Source organism: Sphingomonas sanxanigenens DSM 19645 = NX02, from assembly GCF_000512205.2.
Taxonomy (GTDB): domain Bacteria; phylum Pseudomonadota; class Alphaproteobacteria; order Sphingomonadales; family Sphingomonadaceae; genus Sphingomonas_D; species Sphingomonas_D sanxanigenens.
Window position 1 is genome coordinate 5577600 of the sequence record NZ_CP006644.1, and the last position, 24026, is coordinate 5601625.

The window sequence follows — 24026 nt, forward strand, 5'->3', positions numbered from 1 at the left end:
CGGCGGATGTGACATCGCCGACGAAAAAAATGCGCGGGTCAGCGCGGCGTCACGGCTCGCACCCCTTCAGCGCCGCCGCCGCGGCGTCGAAACCCTTCCACGCCGCGCCCGCCAGCGATCCGCCGACGCTGCAGCGGCGCACCCCCAGCGCGGCATAGCCCGGGATGCTGTCGAACGCCTGGACGACGACGTTGACCGGCTTCGGGGCGACCGCGGCGACCAGTTCGGCGACCGCGCCATGATCGAGGATGAAGGGCACGAACAGGCAATCCGCGCCCGCCTCGGCATAGGCGACCGCGCGGGCGATGCTGTCGGCGGCGGGCATGCCGGGCACGCGGAAATTCTCGCTGCGCCCGATCAGCATCACCGCCGGGTCGGTCGCGTCGATCGCCGCGCGCGCGGCCGCGATCCGCTCCGCGGCATGGCCGGCCTCGTACATATGCGTGCCCGACCAGTCCTCGATCGAGAGGCCGGCGACGCCGGTTGCCACCGCGAGCGCGACGTTCGCGGCCACGCCCCCGGCATCGTCGGCAAAGCCATTCTCGAAATCGGCGTTGACCGGCAGGTCGGTCGCCGCGATCAGATCGCGCAGATGCGCGAGCACCGCGTCGCGGCCGAGTTCGCCATCCTCCTTGCCCGCCGCCCAGGCCGCGCCCGCGCTGGTCGAGGCGATCGCCTTGAACCCCAGCGCGGCGAGCCGGGTGGCGCTGCCGGCATCCCAGGCATTGGGAATGATGAAGAATCCGCTGTCGTGCAGCGCGCGAAACCGCGCTCGCTTGTCGGCAATCGTCGGCATCCTCGTCTCCTCGATCAGCGTCGGTCCAGTTGCGCGCATCATAGAAGCTGCCCCCGGCCGTCGCCAGCGATCACCCTGCACGATCCTGGCCGGGGGCCATGTGATATCAGCTGGGCTTGCAAGACCAGCTGCTCAGCGCGCAACCGCGACCTGCGCGCCGGGGCGGGCCTGCGCCACCGCCCGGTCCCGTTGCGCGGCCACTTCGGCGATCTTCGCGCGCCGGCAAGCCGCGAACTCCGCGCGGTGCTTCAACGTGTCGATCGACCAGGTCGAGCAGGTGCGCTCGACGGCGGTCAGGATCCGCCGATCGAGCTGCCCGATACCCTGCGGGCTCGATAGATCGAGGTCGCGATACTCGACCTTGATGGGCGCCGCATTGTCCTGCGCGAAGGCGGGGGAGGGCAGCACCGGCAGCGCCGGCGAGGCGATCAGCAGGAGCAGGGTGGAGGCGAGAAACTTCGACATCGGATCACTCCTTGGACGGTGTCTGGTGATGCGCGGTTTTTGACCGACCGGCGCCAGGAGCACCAACAAAGCGATGGACGCGATCCGAAAGCTGACCTTATATTTGGCGATGCCCCGCCTGCCGCCGCTCGCTGCCGTTCGCGTGTTCGAGGCCGCCGCGCGCCACGAGAACTTCAGCCGCGCCGCGGAGGAACTGGCGATGACGCAGGCGGCGGTCAGCTATCAGATGAAATTGCTGGAGGAGCGGCTGGGGGCGCCGCTGTTCGTCCGCCGCGGCCGCGGCATGGCGCTCACCGATCTCGGCCGGCGGATCGCGCCGCGGATCACCGGCGCGTTCGACGCGATGGGGGAGGCGTTCGCGATCGCGCGCGCGGAAAGCGACACGGTGCTCAGCATCACGGCGCCACGCACCTTCGCCACCAACTGGCTCTCCGGCCGGCTCGGCGAGTTCCACATCGCCCATCCCGACCTCGCGGTGCGGCTGGATGTGAGCGATGCGATGATCGATCTTGCGGCAAGCGAGTTCGACGTCGCGATCCGCACGCTGCCGGCACCGCCCACAGACCTGATCGGCCATTTCCTGATGCGCATGCCGGTGACGCCGCTCGCCAGCCCCGCCTTCGTGGCGCGTCATGCGTTAAGAGAGCCCGTGGACCTGCTCAAGGTGCCGCGGCTGTCACCCGACGATGACTGGTGGGATCTCTGGTTCGACTCGCTGACCGACCTCGACACCAAGGCCCGCGTCCACACCGGCATCCGCTTCGAATCGCAGGTGCTCGACGGGCATGCGGCGATCGCCGGGCACGGCATCGCGGTGCTCAGCCCGCCGATGTTCCAGACGGCGCTGGAGACGGGGCAACTCGTCCAGCCCTTCATGCAATGCGCGACCTATCGGAACGGCTTCTACCTCGTCTACGCCGCGCACAAGCGCAACCTGCCCAAGGTCCGTGCGCTGCGCGACTGGCTGATCGACGCGGTGCGCCGCGCGGCGGGCGACGACCCCTATGGCGTGCTGGAACCGATGCCCGCGCGCTGACGCGGTGCCCGGCGCGCTCAGGCCAGATCCTGCCGCTCGATCCACCGCACCGCGAACGCCACCAGCGGCGCGGCCTCCAGCAGCAGCGACGGCGCCTTGCCGATCAGTCCCTCGCGTCCGCCGCCGGTCGCGACGAAATCATCGACGATCGCGGCGAAATAATCCTCTGCCAGATCCACATGCACCGGATCGCCGGTGTCGAACTCCTCGATGATCCGCCATTCGGTGCCCGCGGGGCGGGCGAACGGCACCTCCAGCCGCTTGATCCGCTTGCCCGGAATGTCGGCGAGATGCTCGGCATGATGGAGCAGGGTGACGGTGTCGCGCGGCGCGCCCAGCATCAGCACCTTGCCTTCGGCGTCCACCAGCTTCGCGAAGGGAGACGCGGGGCCATAGCCATAGTCGATCGCATGATCGGCGGTGAGCCACGCCGCCCGCGCGCCGCGCGCGACCACGCCGGCGCCGGGATTGGCGCTGCGCACCGTGCCGGGCCAGCCGCGCAGGAATTCGGGGAAACTGCCATTGTGGCGGATCGCGCGGGCGCTGGCCGGATCGAAGGGCAGGATGCCGGCGCGCCATTCGGCGGGCACGCGGCCATCCGCATCCACCACATCCTCATAGTCGGTATTCCAGTCGGCATAGCCGACCAAGGTCCCCTCGGCGCCCAGCACGTCGAAGAGCGCGGCGATCAGCGTGTCCGGCCCCTCGACCATCCGGCCGACCCGGCTGATCGCGGCGTGGACCATCACCGTGTCGCCATGCCGCACGCCGATCGCGGCAATGTCTTCGGCCAGCCTTTCGCGCGCGATGAAGTCGGTCATTTCCAGCATCCCAGATATTTGCGGGCATATTTGGGGTCGGGTTCGTGCAGCACGAGGTCAAGCGCGCCCTGGCGCATGCGCGTCGCCTCCCCCTCGTCGTCGGCCCGGTCGTGCAGCGCGCGCAGCACCGTCTGGATGTCGAAGCGGATCAACGTGGCATTCTTCTCGCCGGCGCAGGCGACGAACCGCGCTGCCAGCAGCGCCGCGAGCCGCGCGCGGACCTCGGGCGGCGCCGTGCCCAGGCGGGCAAGCGCCTGCAGGATATGGCGCCCGGTCACGAATTGCGGATCGCGCGTCGCGGCGATCAGTCGGGGCAGGTCGGCAACGACTGTCGCGACCGCCGTCGCAGGCGCGATCCGGGCGAGCAACTGCCCGGCGATCGCGCGGGTGCGGTGGTTGCGATGGTCGAGCAGCGCCAGCAATTCGCTCCACACCCCCGGCGCCCATGCCGGCGGCACCTCGGTCAGCGCGCACAGCCGCATGAACGCTGCCCCCTGCACGTCGCGCCCGGCATCGGCAATCGCGTCGATCAACGCTCGGATCTCGGGCGGTGGCGGCATATGCGCATCATCTCGAAGCCGAGGTACGCTGGCAAGCAGCGCTTGAACGGCGTTCGCGACCTTCGCGGGAGGGAACGGCGCCTTGTCCGCTTCCACCCGGCCATACGACTTCGGATGCCGCGCTCTTACGACTCGAACAGTTCGATGATCTCGCCATTGGGCCCCTCCACATGCGCAGCCCGCACGACGAAGGATCGTTGGAATGGCGGTCGCGCCTTGAGCCGGATCGTCGTTGGCCCGTCCCAAACGCCCCCCGATCCGTCCTGGATCGGGTGTGGCTTTGCACCGGCCGCCAGCGCCCGGGCATAGGTCTCTTCCAGATGGGAAACGCGAAGGCCGATATGGTTGAAACTCGACGCGCGGTCATCGGGGCGTACGGCTTTGTCGGGTGCCGGGATCAGTTCGAGGATTTGCCCGTCGCCCATGTCGAGATGCGCGCCGCGCAAAGGGTTGCGGAAATACACCTGCCCGTCCCGTATCGCATCGACGCCATCCCAGCGGAACAGAAGGCGGAACCCGAACGCCTGCTCGTAAAAGGCGATGCTTTTATCCATGTCGAAGGCGCGCACATTCACATGGTGAAGGCCCGAACCATGGAGGAGGTGAATATCCTTGCCGCCTTCCGAAGCGGGAGCCTGCTGTGTTCCGGCGCTGTCCCGCCTCGCGGGGGGATCTGCCGCCTTGACCAGAGACGGGCTGACCATCGCAAGCGCCGCGCAGAGATGCGTGATCTGCCTGTTGATGCTGTTTCGATGAGAACTCATGATGGGAGGGCACGCCTTTCGCTGTCGGGGGATCCGTTTGCACGTGGGCTCCAGTCGGGCCGTGTCGCCTTCCTGTTGTCGTGCAAAGGCGTCTGGGCACCAGCGCCACCCGCAGGTTCGCGCGTGCGGCCCGATAAGTTACGGAGCGCGCCAGGAAAGGCGCTAAATCCAGCGTAACCTCTGTCGCTTTCCACCGATCAGTCGTGCTGTTGCACATGGCTGACGGGGCGAGACTATGAGCGCCAAGACGATCCCGCAGCTGTGACGGCGATCATATCCTGATGAGATTTCGGGAACTATCCCGGCGCTGCGGCGTCGATACGTCGTCACCTGGGGAGACCGGGTGTGTCACGCATGAGGGAGCCTCATGATGCGCTACGATCACGCCGTCTATATCGGGCGGTTCGAGCCACTTCATATCGGCCACCGCGCCGTCCTCGAACGCGCGCTGCGCGAAGCCGAACATGTCATCGTCCTCGTCGGATCGGCCGGCGCGCCGCGCACCACGCGCAACCCCTGGTCGTTCGCCGAGCGGCAGGTGATGATCCGCGACACGCTGGGCGCCGATGCCGCGCGCGTCACGATCGCGCCGCTTGTCGACCATCTCTACAACGACACCGCGTGGATCGCCGAGGTGCAGGCGCAGGTCGCGGCGGCGGGCGGGAACAGCGGCAAGGTCGCGCTGATCGGGCATCTCAAGGATGCGAGTTCCTATTATCTCAGGGCCTTCCCGCAATGGGACCTGATCGATGCCGCCGCGGTGCCGATGCTGTCGGCCACCGAGATGCGCCGCCACCTGTTCGCGGGCGACGCCGGCGCGCTCGGGCTGCTGGAGGCCAATGTGCCGCCCCAGGTCTTCGCGATGCTCGACGCGTTCCGCGCCACCGAGGCGTTCGGCGCGCTGCTCGACGAGTATCGCCACCTCCAGACCTATCGCGCGGCCTGGGATGCGGCGCCCTATCCGCCGACATTCGTTACCGCCGACGCGGTCGTCGTCCATTCGGGGCATGTGTTGCTGGTGGCGCGCAAGGCGCAGCCCGGGCGCGGGCTGTGGGCGCTGCCCGGCGGCTTCGTGCGGCAGGGGGAGACGGTGCTGGAAGCGGCGTTGCGCGAACTGCGCGAGGAAACGCGGCTGCGGCTGCCCGAGCCGGTGCTCCGCGGCAGCATCCGTGGGCAAGAGGTGTTCGACCACCCCGATCGCTCGGCGCGCGGCCGCACCATCACCCATGCCTTCCACTTCGATTTCCCTGCCGGCGACCTGCCGCCGGTGCGCGGCGGCGACGATGCCGCGCGCGCGCGCTGGGTGCCGGTTTCCGAGGCGCGGCGGATGCGCGACGCGTTGTTCGAGGATCATTTCTTCATCCTCGAACATTTCCTCGGTGCCGCCGGATAGTGACCGGCGGCACTGAGAGCGCCGCCCGAATCGGCTTTAGGGGCGGCGTTCACCCGAACCCCGAGGGGAGAGACCCCGAGGGTCAACCCGACGAGAAGGAGCTTCCGTCATGTTCAATCCGATCCTGAATACCGACAGCTACAAGACCAGCCACTTCGTCCAGTATCCGCCGCAGACGAGCCGCGTGTTCGCCTATGCCGAGAGCCGTGGCGGCCGCTACGACGAGACATTGTTCTTCGGCCTGCAGGCGATCCTGAAGGCGGAGTTCGGCCGGCCGATCACCCGCCGCGACGTCGACGAGGCGCAGGACCTGCTGCGCGATCATGGCGTGCCGTTCAACACGCGCGGCTGGGATCTGCTGCTGCATCGGCATGACGGCCGCCTGCCGCTGGAGATCCGCGCGGTGCCCGAAGGCACGGTGGTGCCGACGCACAATGTGCTGATGACGGTGGTCAACACCGATCCCGACTTCGCCTGGCTGCCCAGCTATGTCGAAACCGCGCTGCTGCGCATCTGGTATCCGGTAACGGTGGCGACGATCAGCTGGCAGGTGCGCCAGATCATCCGCGACGCGCTGGTCGAGACCGCCGACGATCCCGAGGCCGAGCTGCCCTTCAAGCTGCACGATTTCGGCGCGCGCGGCGTTTCCAGCGAACAGAGTGCGGCGCTGGGCGGGCTCGCGCACCTGGTCAATTTCAAGGGCACCGATACGCTGTCCGCGATCGTCGCGGGGCGGCGGCTCTACAACGAGCCGATGGCCGGGTTCAGCATCCCCGCCGCCGAGCACAGCACGATCACGAGCTGGGGCCGCGATGGCGAGGCGGAGGCCTATGCCAACATGATCGCCCGCTTCGGCAAGCCCGGCGCGCTGTTCGCGGTCGTTTCCGACAGCTACGATCTCTACAACGCGGTCGAGCATCTGTGGGGCGAGCAGCTCCGCCAGAAGGTGATCGACAGCGGCGCGACCCTCGTCGTCCGGCCGGACAGCGGCGATCCGGTGAGCGTCGTCGCCAAGACGATGGCGTTGCTGGGCGAGCGCTTCGGCACCGATCGCAATTCCAAGGGCTACAAGGTGCTGCGCAACGTGCGCGTGATCCAGGGCGACGGCGTCAATCCGGAGAGCATCGCCGCGATCCTCGCGCGGATCACCGCCGAGGGCTTCAGCGCCTCCAACATCGCCTTCGGCATGGGGGGCGCGCTGCTCCAGCGGGTGGATCGCGACACGCAGGGCTTCGCCTACAAGGCGAGCGCCGCCGAGGTGGCCGGCACCTGGCGGGACGTGTTCAAGGACCCGGTCACCGATCACCAGAAGAAGTCCAAGCGCGGGCTGCTCGGGCTGGTGGCGGACGCGCGGCACGGCTTCGCGACCGCACCGCTCGGCGCCGACTTCGCGCCGGTGGACGGCGGCACCAACCTGCTGCGGCCGGTGTGGCGCGACGGCAAGCTGCTGGTCGACGACAGTCTGGCGATGATCCGGGAGCGCGCCGCGTCATTCAGCCTGCCGACAGCGGCGCTTGCGTAAACGGCAACCACATGGTCTCGTTGCGGGGCCTGGGGTTTTTGAGGGACTGGCGGAGATGCAGCGCGGTTTGGGTGGCATGATGAACAGAGCGGTGATCGCCGCCCTGCTGGTAACGGGCACGGCGCCGGCGATGGCGGCGGTGCCCGCCGCGCAACCCGGCTGGCATCAGGCCGATCAGGACTATTGGGGCCGCGATCGCCGCCGCTGGCACCGGCGCCACCGCGACCGCGGCGGCATCGACACCGGCGACGTGCTCGCCGGCGCCGCGGTGATCGGCGTGCTCGCCGCGGTGCTGAGCTCGGCCGACAAGAAGCGCAAGCGCGAGGAGGCGGAGCGCAACGCTCCGCCGCCGTCGCAGGACGGCGGGCGCTGGGACGATCGGCCCTATGATCAGTCGGCGGACAATGCACCCCGCGACAATCCCGATGACGGCGATTATGGCGCGGCGCCCCCGGGCGGCTGGAACGACGGTGCCGATCGCGACGGCGATCGCGACAATGGTCCCGCCGGCGCGCCCGCCCCCGGTGGCCAATATGCCGAGGGCGCGATCATCTCCAGCGAATCGGCGGCGGTCGATGCCTGTTCGGTCGCGGCGGAGCGCGAGGCGGAGCGGTTCGGGGGCAGCCCCAGCATTGGCGGCGTCGATCGCGTCGACGGCAGCGGTCGCGAATGGCAGGTCGGCGGCACGATCGACGTGCGCCGCGACACCCGCATCCGCCCGCAAAGCCATCGCTTCACCTGCTCGGTGCGCTATGGCCAGGTCGACGACGTCGAGATCGACGAGCAGATCCTCGCCGCGCGCTGAGCCAATGCAGAACTAATCGGGGTTGGGACTATCCCCGCGCGCCAATTTTGCTATGGCGCGCGGGCATGAGCGTGCAGCCCCAAGATTCCATCCTCATCGTCGATTTCGGCAGCCAGGTAACCCAGCTGATCGCGCGCCGCGTGCGCGAAGCCGGGGTCTACAGCGAGATCGCCCCCTTCAGCCAGGCCGAGGCCGCGTTCGCGCGGATGAAGCCCCGCGGCATCATCCTTTCCGGCGGACCGGCCTCGGTCACCGACGAGGGCAGCCCGCGTGCGCCGCAGGCGCTGTTCGAGGCGGGGCTGCCGATCCTCGGCATCTGCTATGGCCAGCAGGTGATGTGCGAGCAGCTCGGCGGCAAGGTCGTCGGCGGCATGGGCGAGGGCGAGTTCGGGCGCGCCTTCCTCCGCGTCGACGATCGCTCGGCGCTGTTCGACGGCCTCTGGTCAGAGGGTGAGCAGCATCAGGTGTGGATGAGCCATGGCGACCGCGTCGAGCAGCTGCCCGAAGGCTTCGCGCCGATCGCGACCTCGGAAGGCGCGCCGTTCGCGGTCACGTCGGACGAAAAGCGCCGCTTCTACGGCGTCCAGTTCCACCCGGAGGTGGTCCACACCCCCGACGGCGGCAAGCTGATCGCCAATTTCGTCCGCCACGTCTGCGGCTGCGCCGGCGACTGGACGATGGCCAGCTTCCGCGAGACCAAGATCGCCGAGATCCGCGCGCAGGTCGGCAGCGGCAAGGTGATCTGCGGGCTTTCCGGCGGCGTCGATTCGGCGGTGGCGGCGGTGCTGATCCACGAGGCGATCGGCGACCAGCTCACCTGCGTGTTCGTCGACCATGGGCTGATGCGCTCGGGCGAGGCCGACCAGGTCGTCGGCCTGTTCCGCGGCGCCTACAACATCCCGCTCATCCATGTGAACGCCGAGACATTGTTCCTCAGCGGCCTCGCCGGGCTCACCGATCCCGAGGCCAAGCGCAAGTTCATCGGCAAGACCTTCATCGACGTGTTCGAGGCCGAGGCGAAGAAGATCGGCGGCGCCGAATTCCTCGCGCAGGGCACGCTCTATCCGGACGTGATCGAGAGCGTCAGCTTCACCGGCGGCCCGTCGGTGACGATCAAGAGCCACCACAATGTCGGCGGCCTCCCCGAGCGGATGAACATGAAGCTCGTCGAGCCGCTGCGCGAGCTGTTCAAGGACGAGGTCCGCCTGCTCGGCAAGGAGCTCGGCCTGCCCGACATCTTCGTCGGCCGCCACCCGTTCCCGGGGCCCGGCCTCGCGATCCGCATTCCCGGCGAGGTCACCAAGGAACGCTGCGACATATTGCGCAAGGCCGACCTGATCTATCTGGAGGAAATCCGCAACGCGGGCCTCTACGACGCGATCTGGCAGGCGTTCGCGGTGCTGCTGCCGGTCAAGACCGTCGGCGTGATGGGCGACGGCCGCACCTACGACTCGGTCTGCGCCGTCCGCGCCGTCACCTCCACCGACGGCATGACCGCCGACATCTACCCGTTCGACGCCCATTTCCTCAGCCGCGTCGCGACGCGGATCGTGAACGAGGTCCAGGGCATCAACCGGGTGGTCTACGACTATACCTCGAAGCCGCCCGGCACGATCGAGTGGGAATGAACCGGAACCAATGATCGCCCCGGGGGCGATCATCCGGTTTACCCGGTGCCGCAAGGCGCCACAGTGGAAGGTCGCCGAACCCGGCCGGGGGAGCGATCAATGTCGATATGCATCGGCTGCAACCGCGGCGACGTGATCGCTGCGCCGCAGGCCGCAGGACAGCTCGAGGCGACGAGTTGTGATGCGCGCCCGCGCGAAGGTCGGCCTGCGCATGGCCGCTGTATGATTTCCAGGCACTCCGCTCAAAAGTGGCGTAATCCGCCCAGGACTTGGCGCCTTTCGTCAATGCCGCATGTGTGGCGCCGACCTATCTTCCTCACACAAGGAAGGATGGTGATTTATGTTCGACAGCAATGAAAGATCCGCCCTCGTGACGGGAGCCTCATCCGGCATGGGCAAGGAGATCGCAAAGCGGCTGATCGCCGACGGCTACCAGGTCTATGTGGCGGCGCGACGGGTGGCCGAAATGGAGGACCTGAAGGCGCTCGGCGCGCAGCCGATCCGCATGGACATCGCCAGCGAGGCCGATATCGTGGCGGCGGTCGACACCATCACGGCGCAGACCGGCGGCGTGGACGTGCTGGTCAACAATGCCGGTTTCGGCCTTTACGGGCCGATGGAGGAGATCGGTTTGGACGAGGCGCGCTACCAGTTCGAGGTGAACGTCTTCGGCCCCGGTCGCCTGACGCAGCTCCTGCTGCCAGCGATGCGCGCGAAGAAGGCGGGCCGGATCATCAACATCACGTCGATGGGCGGCAAGATCTACACGCCGCTGGGCAGCTGGTACCATGCCACCAAACATGCGCTGGAGGGCTGGTCCGACTGTCTGCGCCTCGAACTCGCCCCGCTGGGCATCGATGTGGTCGTTATCGAACCCGGCCTGATCGAGACGGGATTTGGCGACGTGGTGGCGGATAGCCTGCTCAAGCGTTCCGGCACCGGGCCCTATGCGGCGCTGACGCGCGCGGTCGCCGCCGGAACCCGCATAACCTATGCCAAGGGACGCACCAGCCACCCGCGCGTTATTGCGGAAGTGGTCGGCACGGCGGTTTCCGCCGCCCGTCCGCGCACCCGCTATGTCCGGGGCAAGTTCGGCGCGCTGCTGATCGCGATGCGCACATGGCTGGGTGACCGCCTGTTCGATCGCATCATTCTTAGCCAGCTGCCCAAGGGCGCCTGAGCGTCATGCGGCCTGCTCCCGCCGACCGGTGCAAGGTGCCCCACGGATTGTGGCATGCGGTGGAGGCGATCGGCATCCCGCCCTCGGCGTTGCTGCGCCGGGCGAGGCTGCCGGTCACGCTCCACCAAACCGGGCAAAACATCACGACCGCGCAGTATTTCGCGCTGATGCGGGCGCTGGAGGCGCTGTCCGGCGATGCTGCGGTCGGCCTGCAGATCGTTCGTAACGCGGACACCGCGGTCCATCCGCCGTCCACGCTCGCCGCCTTCTATGCCCGCGATCTGCGCGACGGGCTCGAACGGCTGGCGCGGTTCAAGCGGCTTTGCACGCCGGAGACGCTGGAGGTCACCGAAGGCCTGGATGGGCGGCGGCGGAGCTGCACCCTGGGAATGACATGGTTTCACGCCAGCGAGACCGAGCCATCGGCGAGCGTGGACGCGACCTTTTCCACGCTGATGGAACTGGCGCGCCGCGGCACGGCCACCGCCGTGCGGCCCTTGCGCGTCGAACTCGCCCGGCCGGGGCTGCGAAGCGCCGCCCATGAATGCTATTTTGCCGCGCCGGTCCGGCTCGGCGCGCCGCGCAATCTTCTCGTGCTCGACGCCGCCGATCTCGACCGACCCTTTCCAGGCCACAATCCGGAGTTGCTGGCCATGCTGACGCCGGCGCTGGGCAGCGCGCTCGACGAGATGCAGGCGCAGTCCCTGAGCGAACAGGTGGTCCTCGAGCTCAAGCGCAGCCTGCCGAGCGGTCGCCCGGACGTAAGCGAGATCGCCCGTCGGATGGGCATGAGCGAGCGGACCTTGCAACGTCGGATCACCGAGGAAGGTCGCAACTTTCGCGAACTGCTGATCGAAGCCCGGCGGGAGCTCGGACGCCGCTTTCTCGGCGACGTCGCCATGGAACTCGACGAGATCGCGTTTCTTCTCGGCTATCAGGACGCGACCTCGTTTCACCGTGCCTTTCGCGAATGGGAAGGCGTTACGCCGGCACGTTGGCGGGAACTACGTGCCAGTGATGCCCCCTACATGACGCACTGATCTTGAAACCAAAGAAGACCAAGGGTGCGGCCTTGACTGTATTTTTGGCGTTCGTGTTCGTAGGTGACCAGCGCGCGCTGAAGCGCCTAAAATGCGGCGAGTGGGGCGAAAGGTAGCGATCAATCTGGACGGGTCGGCTTTTGCCGAGGGGCAAAAATCCTCAATGAAATCAGCAGCCCGATTTCTTGACGGTACGCGGAGCGGCATCACGAAGCGGCGACAATAATTTGTCCACGAAAACATCTACTTATAATATTAGCGGCCTGGCGCACGAGGATGGGCGGTCGTCTCGTGGGTTTGCTATCATTCGAGCACGCTGCAGGTGACCTCGAGAGATCCCAGCCGAGGCGGATATGGCAAGCGGTCGCGGGCCGACACCCCCTGCCTATTGCCAACGATCCGTTGAAGATCAATCAATTGATTTGCCGCTTATTATGATGCGGTATCCCGTCCATCTTCAGGGTGCGGCGCCAACATCGATCGCGTGATGATCGGCGAACATCGCCATGGCAGCGCGCACGTCGCGCAAACACTGAGGAAGGAATATTCGATGACCGAGCTCACCGGAAAACGCGCACTTGTGACCGGAGCGTCACGCGGGATTGGTGCGGCTATCGCAGTTGCCCTGGCGGAAAAAGGCGCGGACGTTGCCATCACCTACGCGCATTCCGCCGATCGTGCCGCAAAGGTGGTGGAATTGATCAAGAGCAAGGGCCGTGCCGCCGTTGCAATTCAGGCCGATAGCGCAGATCCGATTGCCATTGCGCGCTCGGTGGACGAGGCAGTGAAAGCCCTCGGGGGTCTTGATATCCTCGTCAACAACGCCGCGATCGCTACCTACAAGGACGTCGCGGACTTCACGGTCGACGAGATCGACGCGCTCTTTGCCGTCAATGCGCGGTCTCCGATCCTGGCATCGCAGGCGGCCATGCCCCACCTCACTGCCGGGGGGCGCGTTATCACGATCGGGTCCGCCGGCGCCGAGCGCATTGTCGGGCCGTCGACGGTTTACTCGATGACGAAATCCGCCCTCCAATCATTTACGCGAGGTTTGGCACGCGAACTGGGTCCGCGTGATATCACCGTCAATCTGGTGCAGCCTGGTTCAACGAATACGGAAATGAACCCGGCCGAAGGCGAGTTCGGTGATTTCCAGCGGGCGTTGATCCCACTGGGGCGATATGGCGAGCCGGAGGACGTGGCAGCCGCGGTCGCATTTCTCGCGTCGAATGCCGCGCGCCAGATTACGGGCACCATCCTGACGGTTGATGGAGGTACGCTCACCTAAAACCTAGCGCTTTACAGGGAGGGGCTGCGATCGTTCTATCGCGAAACCGGGTGAGATCCCGACACTCGCAGCCCCCTCGGTCAAATCTCCTGTGGTTCGGCCAGAGGCTGATGCCGAGGTATGATCAAGGGCACCCGACGAGCTATGGGCTGACAGACCCGGCGCATATATCCCTATGGGGCGCCTCGCTCCGCTCCAGCAGCATCGGACCTTTCGGCGCCTGTTTGGAAGGAGGCAATGGAGGTGGCCATCATGATTGCGCTGGCTTATCTGAGGTTTCCAGCGAACCGTGCGCCGATGCGCTCTCGACGAAAGTGCTCCGTGTAAAAATCGATGAATGCTCTGGTCTTGAGCGGTTGTAAGGCGCGGCCTGAGTAGTAGAGCGATATTGATCCCGCATCCGCATACCATTTCGGCAGGATGCGTTTCAGCGCGCCGCTCTCCAGATGCGGAAGCGCGTCCGGCATAGCCACCATTGCGATACCAAGCCCCGCAAGGGCCGCTTGGATCATCGGTGCGGAGTCGCTCATAACGATTGTCTCTTTCAACAGCGCGCGCTCCTCATCACCCTGAGCATTCCGCATCATCCATTGCCGGATGCGGCCCGATGTCGAGAAGCGCATGAGAATGCCGTCGTATTCCGCGAGATCGGCTGGGCTCGTCGGTTGGGCTCTTCTGCCGAAATAATTTGGTGCGCAGACGGCGACGACGTGGACGGGCGCTAGTGCCTTGGCAACAATTCCCGGATTTAGATCAAAGCCCCCGCCGATCGCGACGTCGAAGCCTTCCGCAACCAAGTCGACTTGGCGGCTATCGAAATGCCAATCGGGTCGGATGCCCGGATACCTGCTGAGAAATTCCGGCAGCGCGGGAAGGACGTAGCCCATGGCGAAGGAAAGGCTCATGCTCACTTTCAGGACGCCGACTGGTTCGCCCTTGATCTGCGAGGCGCCGTCGATTGCGCTCTGAAGATCGGCAAGGCTGTCGCCGATGCTTTGCAGGAAGGCTTCGCCCTCCTCCGTCAGGGCCAGCTTGCGTGTCGAGCGATGGAAGAGCCGCACGCCCAGGTTTCGTTCGAGCATGCCGACGTTCCGGCTGACTGCCGCCGGCGTGAGGGAGAGCCGGCGAGCCGCGCCCGAGAAGCTGTTTGCCTCCGCGCTACGGACGAACGCTTCCAGGTTGGCGAGCGTCTCCATGCGAATCGACCTTCAAGCAAAAATTGAAACTGAAACAATCCATCTAGGATTTTTGATACGCCTATCCGCGGTCCATTTTCTGGTCAACGGAAACACGTGGTTGAAGGACCGGGTCATGACGATCGGTATTATCGGCGCAGGCAACATCGGCGGTGCGTTCGCAAAGGCGGTAGGCAAGGCAGGCATCGAGGCCGTCATCGCGAACAGCCGCGGACCTGACAGCATTGCGGCGCTGGTCTCCACATACGGAGGGGCAATTCGGGCTGGAACGGTCAAGGAAGCGGCAGCCCAGGACATGGTTCTTGTGGCCCTTGAACAGTCCGAAGGCCGTCGCCGTTTGCCGATCGCGGTGACAGAGGAGAAAGCCGGCGGAGGGCCCGGCGAACCACTCACAATATTGAACGGAGAGAATTCAATCCTGTAAGTTTACGATCATTGTTGATCGGTCCAGATGCTTGCCGATGGCGCATGCAACACTGATCGTCACCTGCAGCGGCGGCACCTACTTCGACCGCGACCATTACGTCGACGTCCACCTGCCCCTGGCGCTTGCCTGCTGGCAGCGGCACGGGCTGGAGAGCGCCTCCGCCTACTTCCCACGTGACGCCGACGCCACGGATGTTTCCGTGGGCATCTATCGGTTTCGCGACGAGGACGCGCTGCATGCTGCGCTCGCATCGGCCGAGACAGAGGCCGTGATGGCCGACGTTCCCCGCTTCACGGATGCAACCGTGTCTCGGATCGTGGGCACTCCGCTCTGACCGCACCGGGTGTCGCCCGGGCAAAGCCGACTGCGAACGGCACTCGCCGACCAGCTTCCTTTCTCCAATCTCAGGACAAGAACGATGGCATTCTCTGATCGCAAGGTGTTCGTCGTCGGCGGCAGCCGCGGCATCGGTGCCGCGATCGTGCGGCGTTTCGCCGCCGCCGGTGCAACGGTGATCTTCACCTATGCCGCGTCGGTCACCGCGGCCGTGCAACTCGCCGGCGAGACCGGTGCGCAGGCGCTCCAGGCGGATGCGGGTGTGCGCGACGCGCTGATCGCGGCGATCCGTGACGCCGGCCCGATCGACATCTTCGTCTACAATGCCGGTCTGCTGGTGTTCGGCGATCCGCTGACGCTCGATGCCGACGAGGTCGATCGCATGATCGACGTCAATGTGCGCGGTGCCTATTTCGGCAGCGTGGAGGCGTCGCGCCTGATGCCCGAAGGCGGGCGCATCCTCGTCATCGGATCCGACACCGCGGATAGCATGCCGTTCCCCGGACTTGCCGCCTATGTGCTGACCAAGGCGGCGATGCAGGGCATGGCGCGCGGTCTGGCGCGCGACCTGGGTCCGCGCGACATCACGATCAACGTGATCCAGCCGGGCCCTACCGATACCGACATGAACCCGGCCGATGGTCCGCGCGCGGCCGGCATGCTCGGGCCGATGGCCATCAAGCGCTATGGCACCGCCGACGAGGTCGCGAGCCTGACGCTCTATCTCGCCGGGCCGCAAGCCCGCGGGATCACGGGCGCCATGCACACGATCGACGGCGGCTTCGCCGCCTGACCTTCGGCATTCACCCACGCAGCCTGGCAGAGGATGCCGACATGGACGATCAGCCTGACCGCTTCACAGTCTCTGTCACCTATCGGGGCACGACCGAAACGCGCTTCGAGAAAGGTTCGACATGGAGTGACCGACATCGCTTTGCGCGCGAATAAGGGATCATGCGCTCGGACTTCCTCTCGAGATTGATCTCGAAGCCCGCGCCGGGCACGGCGCCGGTCTGCCGCGAGCGTTCGTCCCGAACCGCGCCGGACGGCTGGAGCTGCCTGATGGTGGCGGCGCAGAACGGCCATGGCGGCGCCTATCGGCGGCTGCTCGGCGAGCTGTCCGAATGGCTCACGCGCTACTTCCAGCGGCGCCTGCCACCGGGCGACGTGGACGACGCCGTCCAGGAAACGCTGCTGGCGATCCATCGGCGGCGCCACACATATGATCCGCAATACCCGCTCGGCCCGTGGCTGGCGGCCATCGCCAAGAACAAATGGGTCGACCAGCTGCGCAGCCTGGCGCGCCGGCCCATGGACGAGCTGCCCGACGAGATCGCCGTCGGCGACCACGAGGCTTCGGTGATCAGCAGTTCGGTTCTGGCCAGCCTGCTCGACGAGCTCCGCCCAGCGCAGGCCCAGGCGATCCTGCTGGTCAAGGTGCAGGGCTACAGCATCGAGGAGGCGTCAGGCCAGATCGGCCTCTCCGTCTCCGCCGTCAAGATGAACATCCACCGTGGGCTCGCGCGCCTGACGGCAATCATTGAGAAGACCCCCGATGTCGAGTGAATCCCTGATCGTCCATCTGTCGTCCGACCTTGCGCCCGTGCAGCGCCGCAGCATGGTGCGCGAAGGCGGACTTGTCCTTGCGCTTGGCGCAATCGAGCTTGCGCTGTTTCTGAGCGTGGGCGTTATGCGGCCGGACATCGGCCACATGGCCGGTTCGCCGTATCTGATGTGGCGGGTGGGAAGCCTCGGCCTGCTCGCCGTGGTCGCCTGCGTGCTTGCGATCCGGTCCTTCTCGCCCACGGCACGGCCACGGCGAGGGCTGATGCTCGCCTGCGCCCTCGCGGTCGCGGCCATCGTCGGCGGCGCGTTCGTCACGCCCGACGGCGCGAGCGAGTGCGCGCTGCTCGATCGCATCAGTCCGGCCCGCGGCATGCTGTGCGCCGCGTCGATCTTCGTTCTCTCGCTGCCGATCGTGGCTCTGCTCGGCGCCCTGATGCGGAGGGCTGCGCCGACCCAGCCAAGGCTGAGCGCCCTCGCCTCCGGCATCGCCGCCGGCGCCTGCGGCGCCTTCGTCTTCGCGTTCTGCTGCCCCTTCAACGACCCGCTCTACGTCGTGGTCTGGTATACCGTCGGGTGCGCCGCCGTGGCGGCCGCAGCACGATGGCGCCTGCCGCGACGCTTCCGCCTCTAACCAGAACCGCCGCGGCAGATCGCGAGCCGCGCACCGCCTGACCCACCGATCACCGATCCACCCGGATTCCGGGACTGGAGACGTGCGCCTGCATCACAGAAAGGACAATGCCATGAAGACTGCCACCGACGCGAAGACCCCGGATCGGGACTGGCTCAAGACCTACTATTATCTGCGCTTCGCGGTCTCCGCGATCTGGGTCGCGCTCGCCTTCACGGTCGCGAAGACCATGCCGTCGCTGGCCGCGGTGATGCTCGTCGCCTATCCTGCCTGGGACGCGCTGGCGAACTATCTGGACGCCAGCCGGAGCGGCGGTCTGACGCGCAACAAGACCCAGATGCTGAACTTCGTCGTCAGCGTCGTGACCGCCATCGCCGTCACAGCGATCCTGCCGCACGGGATGCATGCGGTCCTCCAGATCTTCGGCGTGTGGGCGGTCCTTTCGGGCCTGTTCCAGCTCCTCACCGGCGTGCGCCGCTGGACGTCCTATGGCGCGCAGTGGGCCATGATCCTGAGCGGCGCCCAGTCGGGGCTCGCCGGGGCGCATATGCTCAGCAAGGCCGCCGGCACGGCGCCGGTCGGCATCGCCGACATCGCGCCCTACGCCGCCTTCGGCGCCTTCTACTTCCTCATCTCGGCAGTCTCGCTGACCATCAGCGGCGTGCGCGGGCGCGCGAAGGCCGTTGCGGCCTGACGCGCGTCCTCACCCCTCCGGCACAGGACCCGCCTGGCGCCGGCGCTTAAAAGGATTGAACCATGTCCATCGACGTCAAATACCGCACCGCCGCCACCGCAAACGGGGGCCGTGACGGCCGCACCCGCACCGAGGACGGGACGCTCGACCTCCAGCTGTCCACGCCGAAGGAGCTCGGCGGCCCCGGCGGCGAAGGGACCAACCCGGAACAGCTGTTCGCATCCGGTTACGCAGCGTGCTTCCTCGGCGCCCTGAAGTTCGCCGCGCATCAGCTCGAGCTCCAGGTGCCGACGGGTGCGGCGGTGACGGCGACGGTGGGGATCGGCACCCGCCGCGAAGGCGGCTTCGGTCTGGATGTCGAGCTTGCCGTGGCGCTGCCGGGCGTGGAACCCGACGACGCCCGGCGTCTGGTGGAGGCGGCTCACCAGACCTGCCCCTACTCCCACGCCACGCGAGGCAATCTCGACGTGCGCCTCAGCGTCGTCTGACCTTGACGGGCCTGCCAAAGTGCAGGCCCGTTTCCTTTGCGGGCGACGTTTCGCGCGATAGCCCACATCACGAGGTAGCCTCAGCATGCGCAGCTTCGACGCGATCATCATCGGCGCCGGCCGGCTGAACCATGCCGGCTCGTCGGTCGAGCGGTTGCGCTGGGCAGTGTCCATCCATACCATCGTATCGGAACTGATCCCGACATTGCTGCTCGATCTTCAGCCCCGGAAAGGAGAGGCATGATGCGCATGATCGGACTCATCGGGGGGATGAGCTGGGCGAGTTCGGCAGAATATTATCGCCTCCTCAACGAAGGCGTTCGCGCGCGCCTCGGCGGGACCGCTTCGGCCCGTTGCCTGCTGTGGTCGTTCGACTTCGCGGACATCGAGGCATTGCAACATGCCGGCGACTGGAGCCGCCTCACCGAGCGGATGGTGGACGCCGCGCGGCGGTTGGAGGCGGCCGGAGCGGACCTGCTTCTTATCTGCACAAATACCATGCATCGAATGGCGCACGACGTGCAAAGCGCGATCGGTATCCCGCTGATCCACATCGCCGATCCCACCGCGGAGCGGATCGTGGCCGCGGGTTTGCGAAAGGTGGGGCTGCTCGGCACGGCGTTCACGATGGAGCAGGACTTCTACAAGGGGCGGCTGGCCGAACGCTACGGTCTGGAGGTGATCGTTCCAGACGAGGGAGACCGCGCGACCGTGCACCGGATCATCTATGACGAACTGGTCGCGGGGCGCATCGAGCCCTCGTCCCGCGAGGCCTACCGGGCGGTGATCGCGCGTCTCGTCGGTGCCGGCGCCCAGGCGGTGATCCTCGGCTGCACCGAGATCATGCTGCTCGTCGGGCCGGAAGACAGCCCGGTCCCGATCTTTGACACCACGGCGATCCATGCGGCAGCGGCGCTCGATCAAGCGCTGGCGACCGTCCAAGACATCGATGAAGCGCGGCGGACGGCAGAGTGAGCCGCGAACCATCGGTCGACATTGAGCTGCGCCGCAGGGCGTCGTCGAAGGCGATCCGCCTTGCCCCGGCCTCGGGATCGGCGCCGCTCCTCGCAAAGTCGGCGGCAGCGCCCGCGCGAGCGCGCCAGCACTGATCCTGGAGCTTCTCCGGGAACCTTGAGCCATTCCCGGGCCGCACATCATGCAGCCGCGTTCACGAGATGGTCCGATACCGTCGAGATGAACGCGCGAAGACGCTTGAGACGCCGCAGGTCCCGGTGATATCCCATCCAAATGTCTCGCGCTGGCGGCTGCGTCGGCAGGTCCAGTCTGCGGATACCCGGTATCTGGTTGCCGACGACGCGGGGCAGGACGGCGATGCCGACGCCTTGCCTGCACATGCGCCCCTGGACGTTGCGGTTGTTCGATCGCAGGACCGGTCTCGCATTGGGGAAACTCTCGGTGAGCCACGCGATGTCAGGGAAATGGCCCGTGGACGTGTCATGGGTGATCAGCCGGAACCCGGTCCCGTCACCAAAGGTGGGATCAGCCGCATCCTCGGCGATGTACACGCCATATTCGAGCCTGAAGAGCCGCCGCTGAACGACATCGGCAGTATCGAACGGAACGATACGAAAGGCGACGTCCGCCTCCCGTTGGGCAAGGCTGAATTGGCGTGTGCCGGTCAGGATCTCGACATCGACATTGGGGTAGGCTTTCGAGAAATCCGCCAGGATAGGAGGGAGGACATAGGCCCCGAACCAGTCCGCCGAAGAAATCCGCAGACTGCCCTTGAGATCCTGCTCCTGCCCCGCAAGTCGGCGCTCCATGGCCAGCGCGCCTTCTTCCATTTGCTCGGCCAGCGCGATGATACCGCGGCCCTCATCGGTCAGAACAAGACCGTCCGCCGTGCGCTGAAAGAGCGTGTGACCGATCGCCTGCTCAAGCGCGCGAAGGCGCCTGCCGACGGTCGGATGGCTTGTCTGAAGAGACCGCGCGGCACCGCCGAGCGTGCCGGATCGCGCGACAGCGAGAAAGATCCTGACGTCACTCCATTCCATCGCGACCACCCACACAGAAATGAACGCAGAGAGTACGTTCATGTCAGTTCAAGAACAAATCCAAACGCCTAGATTCCCTCCATCACCTGGAGGTGCATGGGAATGAAAACTTGGCTCATCACAGGCTGCTCGAGCGGCTTCGGCCAGCGGCTCGCGCTCGCCGCAGCCCAGCGTGGCGATCGGGTCGTCGCGACGGCGCGCAATGTCAGGACGATCGAGGAAATGGCCGCGCCTTTCGGCGGCCGCATGATCGCCTTGCCACTCGACGTGACCGATGCGGCGGCAGTCACGGCGACGATCGCAAAGGCGGTCAAGACCTTTGGCGGGTTTGACGTGCTCGTGAACAATGCCGGCTACGCACTGTTCGGCGCGATCGAGGAAGGCACGCCGGAGGAATATCGGGCGATGTTCGAGGTGAACGTCTTCGGTCTGATCGAGACGACCAGAGCCGCGCTACCCGTCCTGCGACGTTCGGGAGGCACGATCGTCAACATGTCGTCCGGTGCCGGCATCGAGGGCCGTGGCGGCGGAGGCTATTACCACGCCGCCAAGTTTGCCGTGGAAGGGATATCCGAAGCGCTCGCCGGCGAGCTGGAGGCGTTCGGCATTCGCGTGCTGATCGTCGAACCCGGGCCGTTTCGCACCGATTTCCTTGGCCGTTCGATCACGATGGCAGCCAACGAGATGCCGGAATACGCTGCGAGCTCGCGCAAGCATTATCGTGAAACCAACGACGGCAATCAGGCGGGCGATCCCGACAAGGCGGTCGCGGTGATCCTGCGGGCGGTCGATGCCGATGACGCCCCGCTTCATCTGCCGCTCGGCCCGGCCGCGCATGCGATCGCCGAACGAAAGCTGGCTTCCTTCCGCAGCGATATCGACGCCTGGCGCGACATCACGATCGCCACCGATTTCGACCGGCCCTGAGCGCTGGCCGCGATCCCTGTTTGAACGTCAACATCGACTGGAAAGCGATCATGATCGCAGCCTTGAAGGGGTTTACCCAGCAGCTGGTGCCGGTGAATGGCATCAAGATCAACGCTGTCACCGGAGGCTCAGGCCCGCCGATCCTTCTGCTACACGGCTGGCCGGAAACATGGTGGGAATGGCACAAGGTGATGCCGCTGCTCGCCGAGCGTTTCAGCGTGGTGGCCGTCGACCTGCGCGGCGCGGGCTTTTCCGACTGTCCGCAGGGCGGCTATGACAAGGCGACGATGGCGCGCGACGCGCATGAAGTGATGGTTGCCCTTGGGCATGAACGCTACGCCGTGTGCGGACACGACATCGGCGGGATGGTCGCCTTGCCGCAGGCCGCCATCTATCGGGAGGCTGTTACGCATCTCGCCGTCCTCGACGTTCCGCTTCCCGGCTGGACCGGATGGGAGGCGACGACCGCAAGGCTCTGGCACTTCGGCTTCCATCTGAACCGGGACCTGCCCGAGCGCCTGATCCATGGCCGTGAATATGACTATGTTTCGACCTTCATGGCAGAGCGGTTCCACGATCACAGCAGCTTCAATCCGGCGAACATCGAGATCTACGCCAAGGCGATGGCGCTTCCTGGCCGCACGCGTGGCGGCATGGAATGGTATCGCACCCTCGCCGCCGACCATGCGGCCGCGCTCGAATACAAGAAACAGCCTCTCGAGATACCCGTGCTTGGCCTGGGTGGGGATCAGCGCTTCGGTGCGCAGATGGTGCCGATGCTCGAGGAGTTCGTCACCAATGTGACGGGCGGCTCGATCGCGCGGTGCAGCCACTATGTCGCGGACGAACGGCCCGATGAAGTCGCGGCTGCGCTGATCGATTTTATCAAGGCCCATTGAAGCTCGGCGCCCGCGCCGTCGCGGGCCGGGCGATGGATCGCATAAACGGCAAAGGAAGACTGTCATGACCGCACCCGTCATTCGCGGCGTCAACCATATCGGCATCACGGTGCCCGACATCGAAGCGGCAAAATCGTTCCTGGTGGAGGCTTTCGGCGGTCAGGTGATCTATCAGTCCTTTGGACCGCACGATCCGCCGCGGCAGGGGCCCGAATTCGAGCGGGCGGTCGGCGCTTTCCCCGGAACCGTCGTTCGCGCGCAGGCGATGGTCAAGATCGGAACCGGACCCGATATCGAGCTCTTCGAGATGCACGGTCCCGAGCAGGCCGAGCCAATCCGGGCGAGCGACTTCGGCATCACGCACTTCGCTCTCTACACCGACGACATAGACGCATCGGTCGAGCGCTTCGCAGAGGCAGGGGGCACCCCACTCACGCCGCCGCGCGCCATTCCCTACGAGACCGAGAAAGGTCCTGGAAACAAGGTCTGCTACTGTCGCATGCCCTGGGGCACGACGATGGAATTCATCACAACGCCTGACCGCATGGCCTATCACGACCAGACGGACCTGCGCAGGTGGCAGGACGATTATTGAGCAGGGCGCGCAAAAGGACCCGCTCGAACCAAGCGGCGGCGACGCTGGCGCTGTCGGAAGGTTGACGCGTGCGCAGCCGCGACGGCCGTCACGACGCATCACCGCGCCGGCGGTCAGCCCAGCCGGGTGGGCTTGCCTTTCGTCACCGCATTCTCATGCCGCTATGCGCTGCGAGCGGCGACGTTCGTACGACTTCAGGTGCGTATGGCGTCATCAGGATGCGGATGCGCTGGAGGCGCTCTCCGGCGATGCCGCGGCCGGCATCACCGATCTCCGGATGGTGGTCACCGCGGTCATTCGCGCTCCCTCTCCAGCCGCGCCATCAGCGCGGCCATCGGCGATGCCCGGTCGTCGGCCTGCAAGCTCGCGATCACGCCCGCGCGGTTGGCGGCGGGGTGGTTCTGACTCGCTTTCCACTTGCCCTCGATGCGGTCGACGACGATCTCGACGCCGGCAATGCCCTTCAACTGCCCCTCGATATAGGCTGCGGGCGCATCGTCCACCGACCAGGGCTGCGGTTGATCCCGTTCCTGCTGCGCGGTGAGGTTGTCGATCTGGCGGCGGAGCCAGCCCTGATCCTCGATCACGCGCGGACGGCCCCATGCCTGCACCATAACATAGTTCCAGGTCGGCACGACCCGGCCATGCTCCTGTTTTGCCGGATACCAGCCCGGGGAGACATAGGCGTCTGGCCCGCGGAAGATCAGCAGCGCCTCGGCCCCGGCCCGCAGATCGGCAAGCTGCGGATTGGCTCGGGCGAGGTGCGATTGCAGCAGGATGCGGCCGTCATCGTCGGTCGCCAGCAGGAAGGGCAGCAGATTGGCGCTGAGCCCCTGCGCGCCGTGCGTCACCAGGGTTGCGAGCGGATAGGCGCGGATCGCGGCCTGGAGGTGATCGGAGCGGTCTTCGCGAAAGGCGGGCGGTCTGTACATCGTCGATCCATGGCGGTGCGCC

28 protein-coding genes are annotated in these 24026 nt (G+C 66.4%); 20 read left to right on the top strand and 8 right to left on the bottom strand.

Features of this window, described 5'->3' with window-relative positions:
* Window positions 1–49 precede the first annotated feature (49 nt).
* Together NX02_RS25580 and NX02_RS25585 are read right to left on the bottom strand one after the other, a co-directional pair.
* A complete protein-coding gene (locus tag NX02_RS25580; RefSeq protein ID WP_025295006.1) occupies window positions 50–796 on the bottom strand; it encodes an isocitrate lyase/PEP mutase family protein in 747 nt (248 codons plus the stop codon).
* A 132-nt stretch (window positions 797–928) separates the two neighbouring features.
* Window positions 929–1261, bottom strand: a complete 333-nt coding sequence (locus NX02_RS25585; RefSeq protein ID WP_025295007.1) for a UrcA family protein — start codon at window positions 1259–1261, stop codon at window positions 929–931.
* 73 nt (window positions 1262–1334) lie between these two features.
* On the opposite strand from NX02_RS25585, the gene NX02_RS25590 reads away from it, so the two are divergent.
* On the top strand, window positions 1335–2297 hold the full coding sequence (locus tag NX02_RS25590; RefSeq protein ID WP_053000714.1) for a LysR substrate-binding domain-containing protein: 963 nt from the start codon (window positions 1335–1337) through the stop codon (window positions 2295–2297).
* A gap of 17 nt (window positions 2298–2314) precedes the next feature.
* Here NX02_RS25590 and aac(3) read toward each other — a convergent pair whose 3' ends face one another.
* The 3 genes from aac(3) to NX02_RS25605 all read right to left on the bottom strand — a co-directional run bounded on the left by aac(3) (window position 2315) and on the right by NX02_RS25605 (window position 4442).
* Window positions 2315–3118 (bottom strand): aminoglycoside 3-N-acetyltransferase, encoded by an 804-nt coding sequence (gene aac(3), locus NX02_RS25595; RefSeq protein WP_025295009.1) that lies wholly within the window; start codon window positions 3116–3118, stop codon window positions 2315–2317.
* Window positions 3115–3678, bottom strand: coding sequence for a hypothetical protein (locus NX02_RS25600; RefSeq protein WP_025295010.1), 564 nt, complete (start codon window positions 3676–3678; stop codon window positions 3115–3117). Before NX02_RS25600 ends, aac(3) begins: the two co-directional genes overlap by 4 nt.
* Window positions 3679–3803: 125 nt before the next feature.
* Complete coding sequence (locus NX02_RS25605; RefSeq protein ID WP_039996839.1) at window positions 3804–4442, bottom strand: VOC family protein; 639 nt, start codon at window positions 4440–4442, stop codon at window positions 3804–3806.
* 367 nt (window positions 4443–4809) lie between these two features.
* Between NX02_RS25605 and NX02_RS25610 the strand changes: the two genes are divergently transcribed.
* The 7 genes from NX02_RS25610 to NX02_RS25640 all read left to right on the top strand — a co-directional run bounded on the left by NX02_RS25610 (window position 4810) and on the right by NX02_RS25640 (window position 13298).
* Window positions 4810–5835, top strand: a complete 1026-nt coding sequence (locus NX02_RS25610) for a bifunctional nicotinamide-nucleotide adenylyltransferase/Nudix hydroxylase (RefSeq protein WP_025295012.1) — start codon at window positions 4810–4812, stop codon at window positions 5833–5835.
* 109 nt (window positions 5836–5944) lie between these two features.
* A complete protein-coding gene (locus NX02_RS25615) occupies window positions 5945–7357 on the top strand; it encodes a nicotinate phosphoribosyltransferase (RefSeq protein ID WP_025295013.1) in 1413 nt (470 codons plus the stop codon).
* A gap of 55 nt (window positions 7358–7412) precedes the next feature.
* Window positions 7413–8162, top strand: a complete 750-nt coding sequence (locus NX02_RS25620) for a hypothetical protein (RefSeq protein ID WP_162232725.1) — start codon at window positions 7413–7415, stop codon at window positions 8160–8162.
* A gap of 65 nt (window positions 8163–8227) precedes the next feature.
* Window positions 8228–9790 carry a glutamine-hydrolyzing GMP synthase gene (gene guaA, locus NX02_RS25625; RefSeq protein WP_025295015.1) on the top strand — a complete coding sequence of 521 codons (1563 nt, stop codon included), beginning with the start codon at window positions 8228–8230 and terminating at the stop codon, window positions 9788–9790.
* Window positions 9791–10130: 340 nt separating this feature from the next.
* A complete protein-coding gene (locus tag NX02_RS25630) occupies window positions 10131–10970 on the top strand; it encodes an oxidoreductase (RefSeq protein WP_025295016.1) in 840 nt (279 codons plus the stop codon).
* A gap of 59 nt (window positions 10971–11029) precedes the next feature.
* Window positions 11030–12010: an AraC family transcriptional regulator gene (locus NX02_RS25635; RefSeq protein ID WP_211258254.1), complete on the top strand. Its 981-nt coding sequence runs from the start codon at window positions 11030–11032 to the stop codon at window positions 12008–12010.
* 487 nt (window positions 12011–12497) lie between these two features.
* Complete coding sequence (locus tag NX02_RS25640; protein ID WP_245648703.1) at window positions 12498–13298, top strand: SDR family NAD(P)-dependent oxidoreductase; 801 nt, start codon at window positions 12498–12500, stop codon at window positions 13296–13298.
* Between the two features lie 266 nt (window positions 13299–13564).
* Here NX02_RS25640 and NX02_RS25645 read toward each other — a convergent pair whose 3' ends face one another.
* Entirely contained in the window at window positions 13565–14494 is a 930-nt protein-coding gene (locus NX02_RS25645; protein WP_025295019.1) for a LysR family transcriptional regulator, read from the bottom strand.
* Here NX02_RS25645 and NX02_RS31010 point away from each other — a divergent pair.
* From NX02_RS31010 to NX02_RS25685, 9 genes are all read left to right on the top strand, one after another.
* Complete coding sequence (locus NX02_RS31010) at window positions 14493–14918, top strand: NAD(P)-binding domain-containing protein (protein ID WP_211258255.1); 426 nt, start codon at window positions 14493–14495, stop codon at window positions 14916–14918. The genes NX02_RS25645 and NX02_RS31010 overlap by 2 nt on opposite strands.
* A 37-nt stretch (window positions 14919–14955) precedes the next feature.
* Window positions 14956–15255 (top strand): EthD domain-containing protein, encoded by a 300-nt coding sequence (locus tag NX02_RS25655; RefSeq protein WP_039996841.1) that lies wholly within the window; start codon window positions 14956–14958, stop codon window positions 15253–15255.
* Window positions 15256–15339: 84 nt separating this feature from the next.
* Window positions 15340–16050 (top strand): SDR family oxidoreductase, encoded by a 711-nt coding sequence (gene bdcA, locus NX02_RS25660; protein WP_025295022.1) that lies wholly within the window; start codon window positions 15340–15342, stop codon window positions 16048–16050.
* A gap of 161 nt (window positions 16051–16211) precedes the next feature.
* Entirely contained in the window at window positions 16212–16823 is a 612-nt protein-coding gene (locus NX02_RS25665) for a sigma-70 family RNA polymerase sigma factor (RefSeq protein ID WP_025295023.1), read from the top strand.
* Window positions 16813–17454: an NrsF family protein gene (locus NX02_RS25670; RefSeq protein ID WP_025295024.1), complete on the top strand. Its 642-nt coding sequence runs from the start codon at window positions 16813–16815 to the stop codon at window positions 17452–17454. The genes NX02_RS25665 and NX02_RS25670 overlap by 11 nt, the downstream gene beginning before the upstream one ends.
* 112 nt (window positions 17455–17566) lie before the next feature.
* Entirely contained in the window at window positions 17567–18148 is a 582-nt protein-coding gene (locus NX02_RS25675) for a DUF308 domain-containing protein (protein ID WP_025295025.1), read from the top strand.
* A gap of 62 nt (window positions 18149–18210) precedes the next feature.
* Window positions 18211–18636 carry an organic hydroperoxide resistance protein gene (locus NX02_RS25680; RefSeq protein WP_025295026.1) on the top strand — a complete coding sequence of 142 codons (426 nt, stop codon included), beginning with the start codon at window positions 18211–18213 and terminating at the stop codon, window positions 18634–18636.
* A gap of 85 nt (window positions 18637–18721) precedes the next feature.
* Window positions 18722–18880, top strand: a complete 159-nt coding sequence (locus tag NX02_RS32850) for a hypothetical protein (protein WP_158014181.1) — start codon at window positions 18722–18724, stop codon at window positions 18878–18880.
* A complete protein-coding gene (locus tag NX02_RS25685) occupies window positions 18880–19611 on the top strand; it encodes an aspartate/glutamate racemase family protein (protein WP_025295027.1) in 732 nt (243 codons plus the stop codon). Before NX02_RS32850 ends, NX02_RS25685 begins: the two co-directional genes overlap by 1 nt.
* Before the next feature lie 179 nt (window positions 19612–19790).
* Here the strand turns inward: NX02_RS25685 and NX02_RS25690 are convergent, their stop codons facing one another.
* Window positions 19791–20693 carry a LysR family transcriptional regulator gene (locus tag NX02_RS25690; protein WP_245648704.1) on the bottom strand — a complete coding sequence of 301 codons (903 nt, stop codon included), beginning with the start codon at window positions 20691–20693 and terminating at the stop codon, window positions 19791–19793.
* A gap of 60 nt (window positions 20694–20753) precedes the next feature.
* On the opposite strand from NX02_RS25690, the gene NX02_RS25695 reads away from it, so the two are divergent.
* The 3 genes from NX02_RS25695 (at window position 20754) to NX02_RS25705 (ending at window position 23072) form a co-directional block, all read left to right on the top strand.
* Window positions 20754–21578, top strand: coding sequence for an oxidoreductase (locus tag NX02_RS25695; RefSeq protein WP_025295029.1), 825 nt, complete (start codon window positions 20754–20756; stop codon window positions 21576–21578).
* Between the two features lie 50 nt (window positions 21579–21628).
* The gene (locus NX02_RS25700) at window positions 21629–22477 is read left to right on the top strand and encodes an alpha/beta fold hydrolase (protein ID WP_025295030.1); all 849 of its coding nucleotides are present in this window, start codon (window positions 21629–21631) and stop codon (window positions 22475–22477) included.
* 64 nt (window positions 22478–22541) lie between these two features.
* The gene (locus tag NX02_RS25705) at window positions 22542–23072 is read left to right on the top strand and encodes a VOC family protein (RefSeq protein ID WP_025295031.1); all 531 of its coding nucleotides are present in this window, start codon (window positions 22542–22544) and stop codon (window positions 23070–23072) included.
* Window positions 23073–23365: 293 nt separating this feature from the next.
* Here the strand turns inward: NX02_RS25705 and NX02_RS25710 are convergent, their stop codons facing one another.
* Window positions 23366–24004, bottom strand: a complete 639-nt coding sequence (locus tag NX02_RS25710; protein WP_025295032.1) for an FMN-binding negative transcriptional regulator — start codon at window positions 24002–24004, stop codon at window positions 23366–23368.
* Window positions 24005–24026: the final 22 nt, after the last annotated feature.

What these genes read in the sequence shown, in the direction of transcription:
- NX02_RS25580 (WP_025295006.1), bottom strand. Translation starts at nt 796, where the DNA reads ATGCCGACGATTGCCGACAAGCGAGCGCGGTTTCGCGCGCTGCACGAC.
- NX02_RS25585 (WP_025295007.1), bottom strand. Translation starts at nt 1,261, where the DNA reads ATGTCGAAGTTTCTCGCCTCCACCCTGCTCCTGCTGATCGCCTCGCCG.
- NX02_RS25590 (WP_053000714.1), top strand. Translation starts at nt 1,335, where the DNA reads ATGGACGCGATCCGAAAGCTGACCTTATATTTGGCGATGCCCCGCCTG.
- NX02_RS25600 (WP_025295010.1), bottom strand. Translation starts at nt 3,678, where the DNA reads ATGCCGCCACCGCCCGAGATCCGAGCGTTGATCGACGCGATTGCCGAT.
- NX02_RS25605 (WP_039996839.1), bottom strand. Translation starts at nt 4,442, where the DNA reads ATGAGTTCTCATCGAAACAGCATCAACAGGCAGATCACGCATCTCTGC.
- NX02_RS25610 (WP_025295012.1), top strand. Translation starts at nt 4,810, where the DNA reads ATGATGCGCTACGATCACGCCGTCTATATCGGGCGGTTCGAGCCACTT.
- NX02_RS25615 (WP_025295013.1), top strand. Translation starts at nt 5,945, where the DNA reads ATGTTCAATCCGATCCTGAATACCGACAGCTACAAGACCAGCCACTTC.
- NX02_RS25620 (WP_162232725.1), top strand. Translation starts at nt 7,413, where the DNA reads ATGCAGCGCGGTTTGGGTGGCATGATGAACAGAGCGGTGATCGCCGCC.
- guaA (WP_025295015.1), top strand. Translation starts at nt 8,228, where the DNA reads ATGAGCGTGCAGCCCCAAGATTCCATCCTCATCGTCGATTTCGGCAGC.
- NX02_RS25630 (WP_025295016.1), top strand. Translation starts at nt 10,131, where the DNA reads ATGTTCGACAGCAATGAAAGATCCGCCCTCGTGACGGGAGCCTCATCC.
- NX02_RS25640 (WP_245648703.1), top strand. Translation starts at nt 12,498, where the DNA reads ATGATCGGCGAACATCGCCATGGCAGCGCGCACGTCGCGCAAACACTG.
- NX02_RS31010 (WP_211258255.1), top strand. Translation starts at nt 14,493, where the DNA reads ATGCGAATCGACCTTCAAGCAAAAATTGAAACTGAAACAATCCATCTA.
- NX02_RS25645 (WP_025295019.1), bottom strand. Translation starts at nt 14,494, where the DNA reads ATGGAGACGCTCGCCAACCTGGAAGCGTTCGTCCGTAGCGCGGAGGCA.
- NX02_RS25655 (WP_039996841.1), top strand. Translation starts at nt 14,956, where the DNA reads ATGGCGCATGCAACACTGATCGTCACCTGCAGCGGCGGCACCTACTTC.
- bdcA (WP_025295022.1), top strand. Translation starts at nt 15,340, where the DNA reads ATGGCATTCTCTGATCGCAAGGTGTTCGTCGTCGGCGGCAGCCGCGGC.
- NX02_RS25665 (WP_025295023.1), top strand. Translation starts at nt 16,212, where the DNA reads ATGCGCTCGGACTTCCTCTCGAGATTGATCTCGAAGCCCGCGCCGGGC.
- NX02_RS25670 (WP_025295024.1), top strand. Translation starts at nt 16,813, where the DNA reads ATGTCGAGTGAATCCCTGATCGTCCATCTGTCGTCCGACCTTGCGCCC.
- NX02_RS25675 (WP_025295025.1), top strand. Translation starts at nt 17,567, where the DNA reads ATGAAGACTGCCACCGACGCGAAGACCCCGGATCGGGACTGGCTCAAG.
- NX02_RS25680 (WP_025295026.1), top strand. Translation starts at nt 18,211, where the DNA reads ATGTCCATCGACGTCAAATACCGCACCGCCGCCACCGCAAACGGGGGC.
- NX02_RS32850 (WP_158014181.1), top strand. Translation starts at nt 18,722, where the DNA reads ATGCGCAGCTTCGACGCGATCATCATCGGCGCCGGCCGGCTGAACCAT.
- NX02_RS25685 (WP_025295027.1), top strand. Translation starts at nt 18,880, where the DNA reads ATGCGCATGATCGGACTCATCGGGGGGATGAGCTGGGCGAGTTCGGCA.
- NX02_RS25690 (WP_245648704.1), bottom strand. Translation starts at nt 20,693, where the DNA reads ATGAACGTACTCTCTGCGTTCATTTCTGTGTGGGTGGTCGCGATGGAA.
- NX02_RS25695 (WP_025295029.1), top strand. Translation starts at nt 20,754, where the DNA reads ATGAAAACTTGGCTCATCACAGGCTGCTCGAGCGGCTTCGGCCAGCGG.
- NX02_RS25700 (WP_025295030.1), top strand. Translation starts at nt 21,629, where the DNA reads ATGATCGCAGCCTTGAAGGGGTTTACCCAGCAGCTGGTGCCGGTGAAT.
- NX02_RS25705 (WP_025295031.1), top strand. Translation starts at nt 22,542, where the DNA reads ATGACCGCACCCGTCATTCGCGGCGTCAACCATATCGGCATCACGGTG.
- NX02_RS25710 (WP_025295032.1), bottom strand. Translation starts at nt 24,004, where the DNA reads ATGTACAGACCGCCCGCCTTTCGCGAAGACCGCTCCGATCACCTCCAG.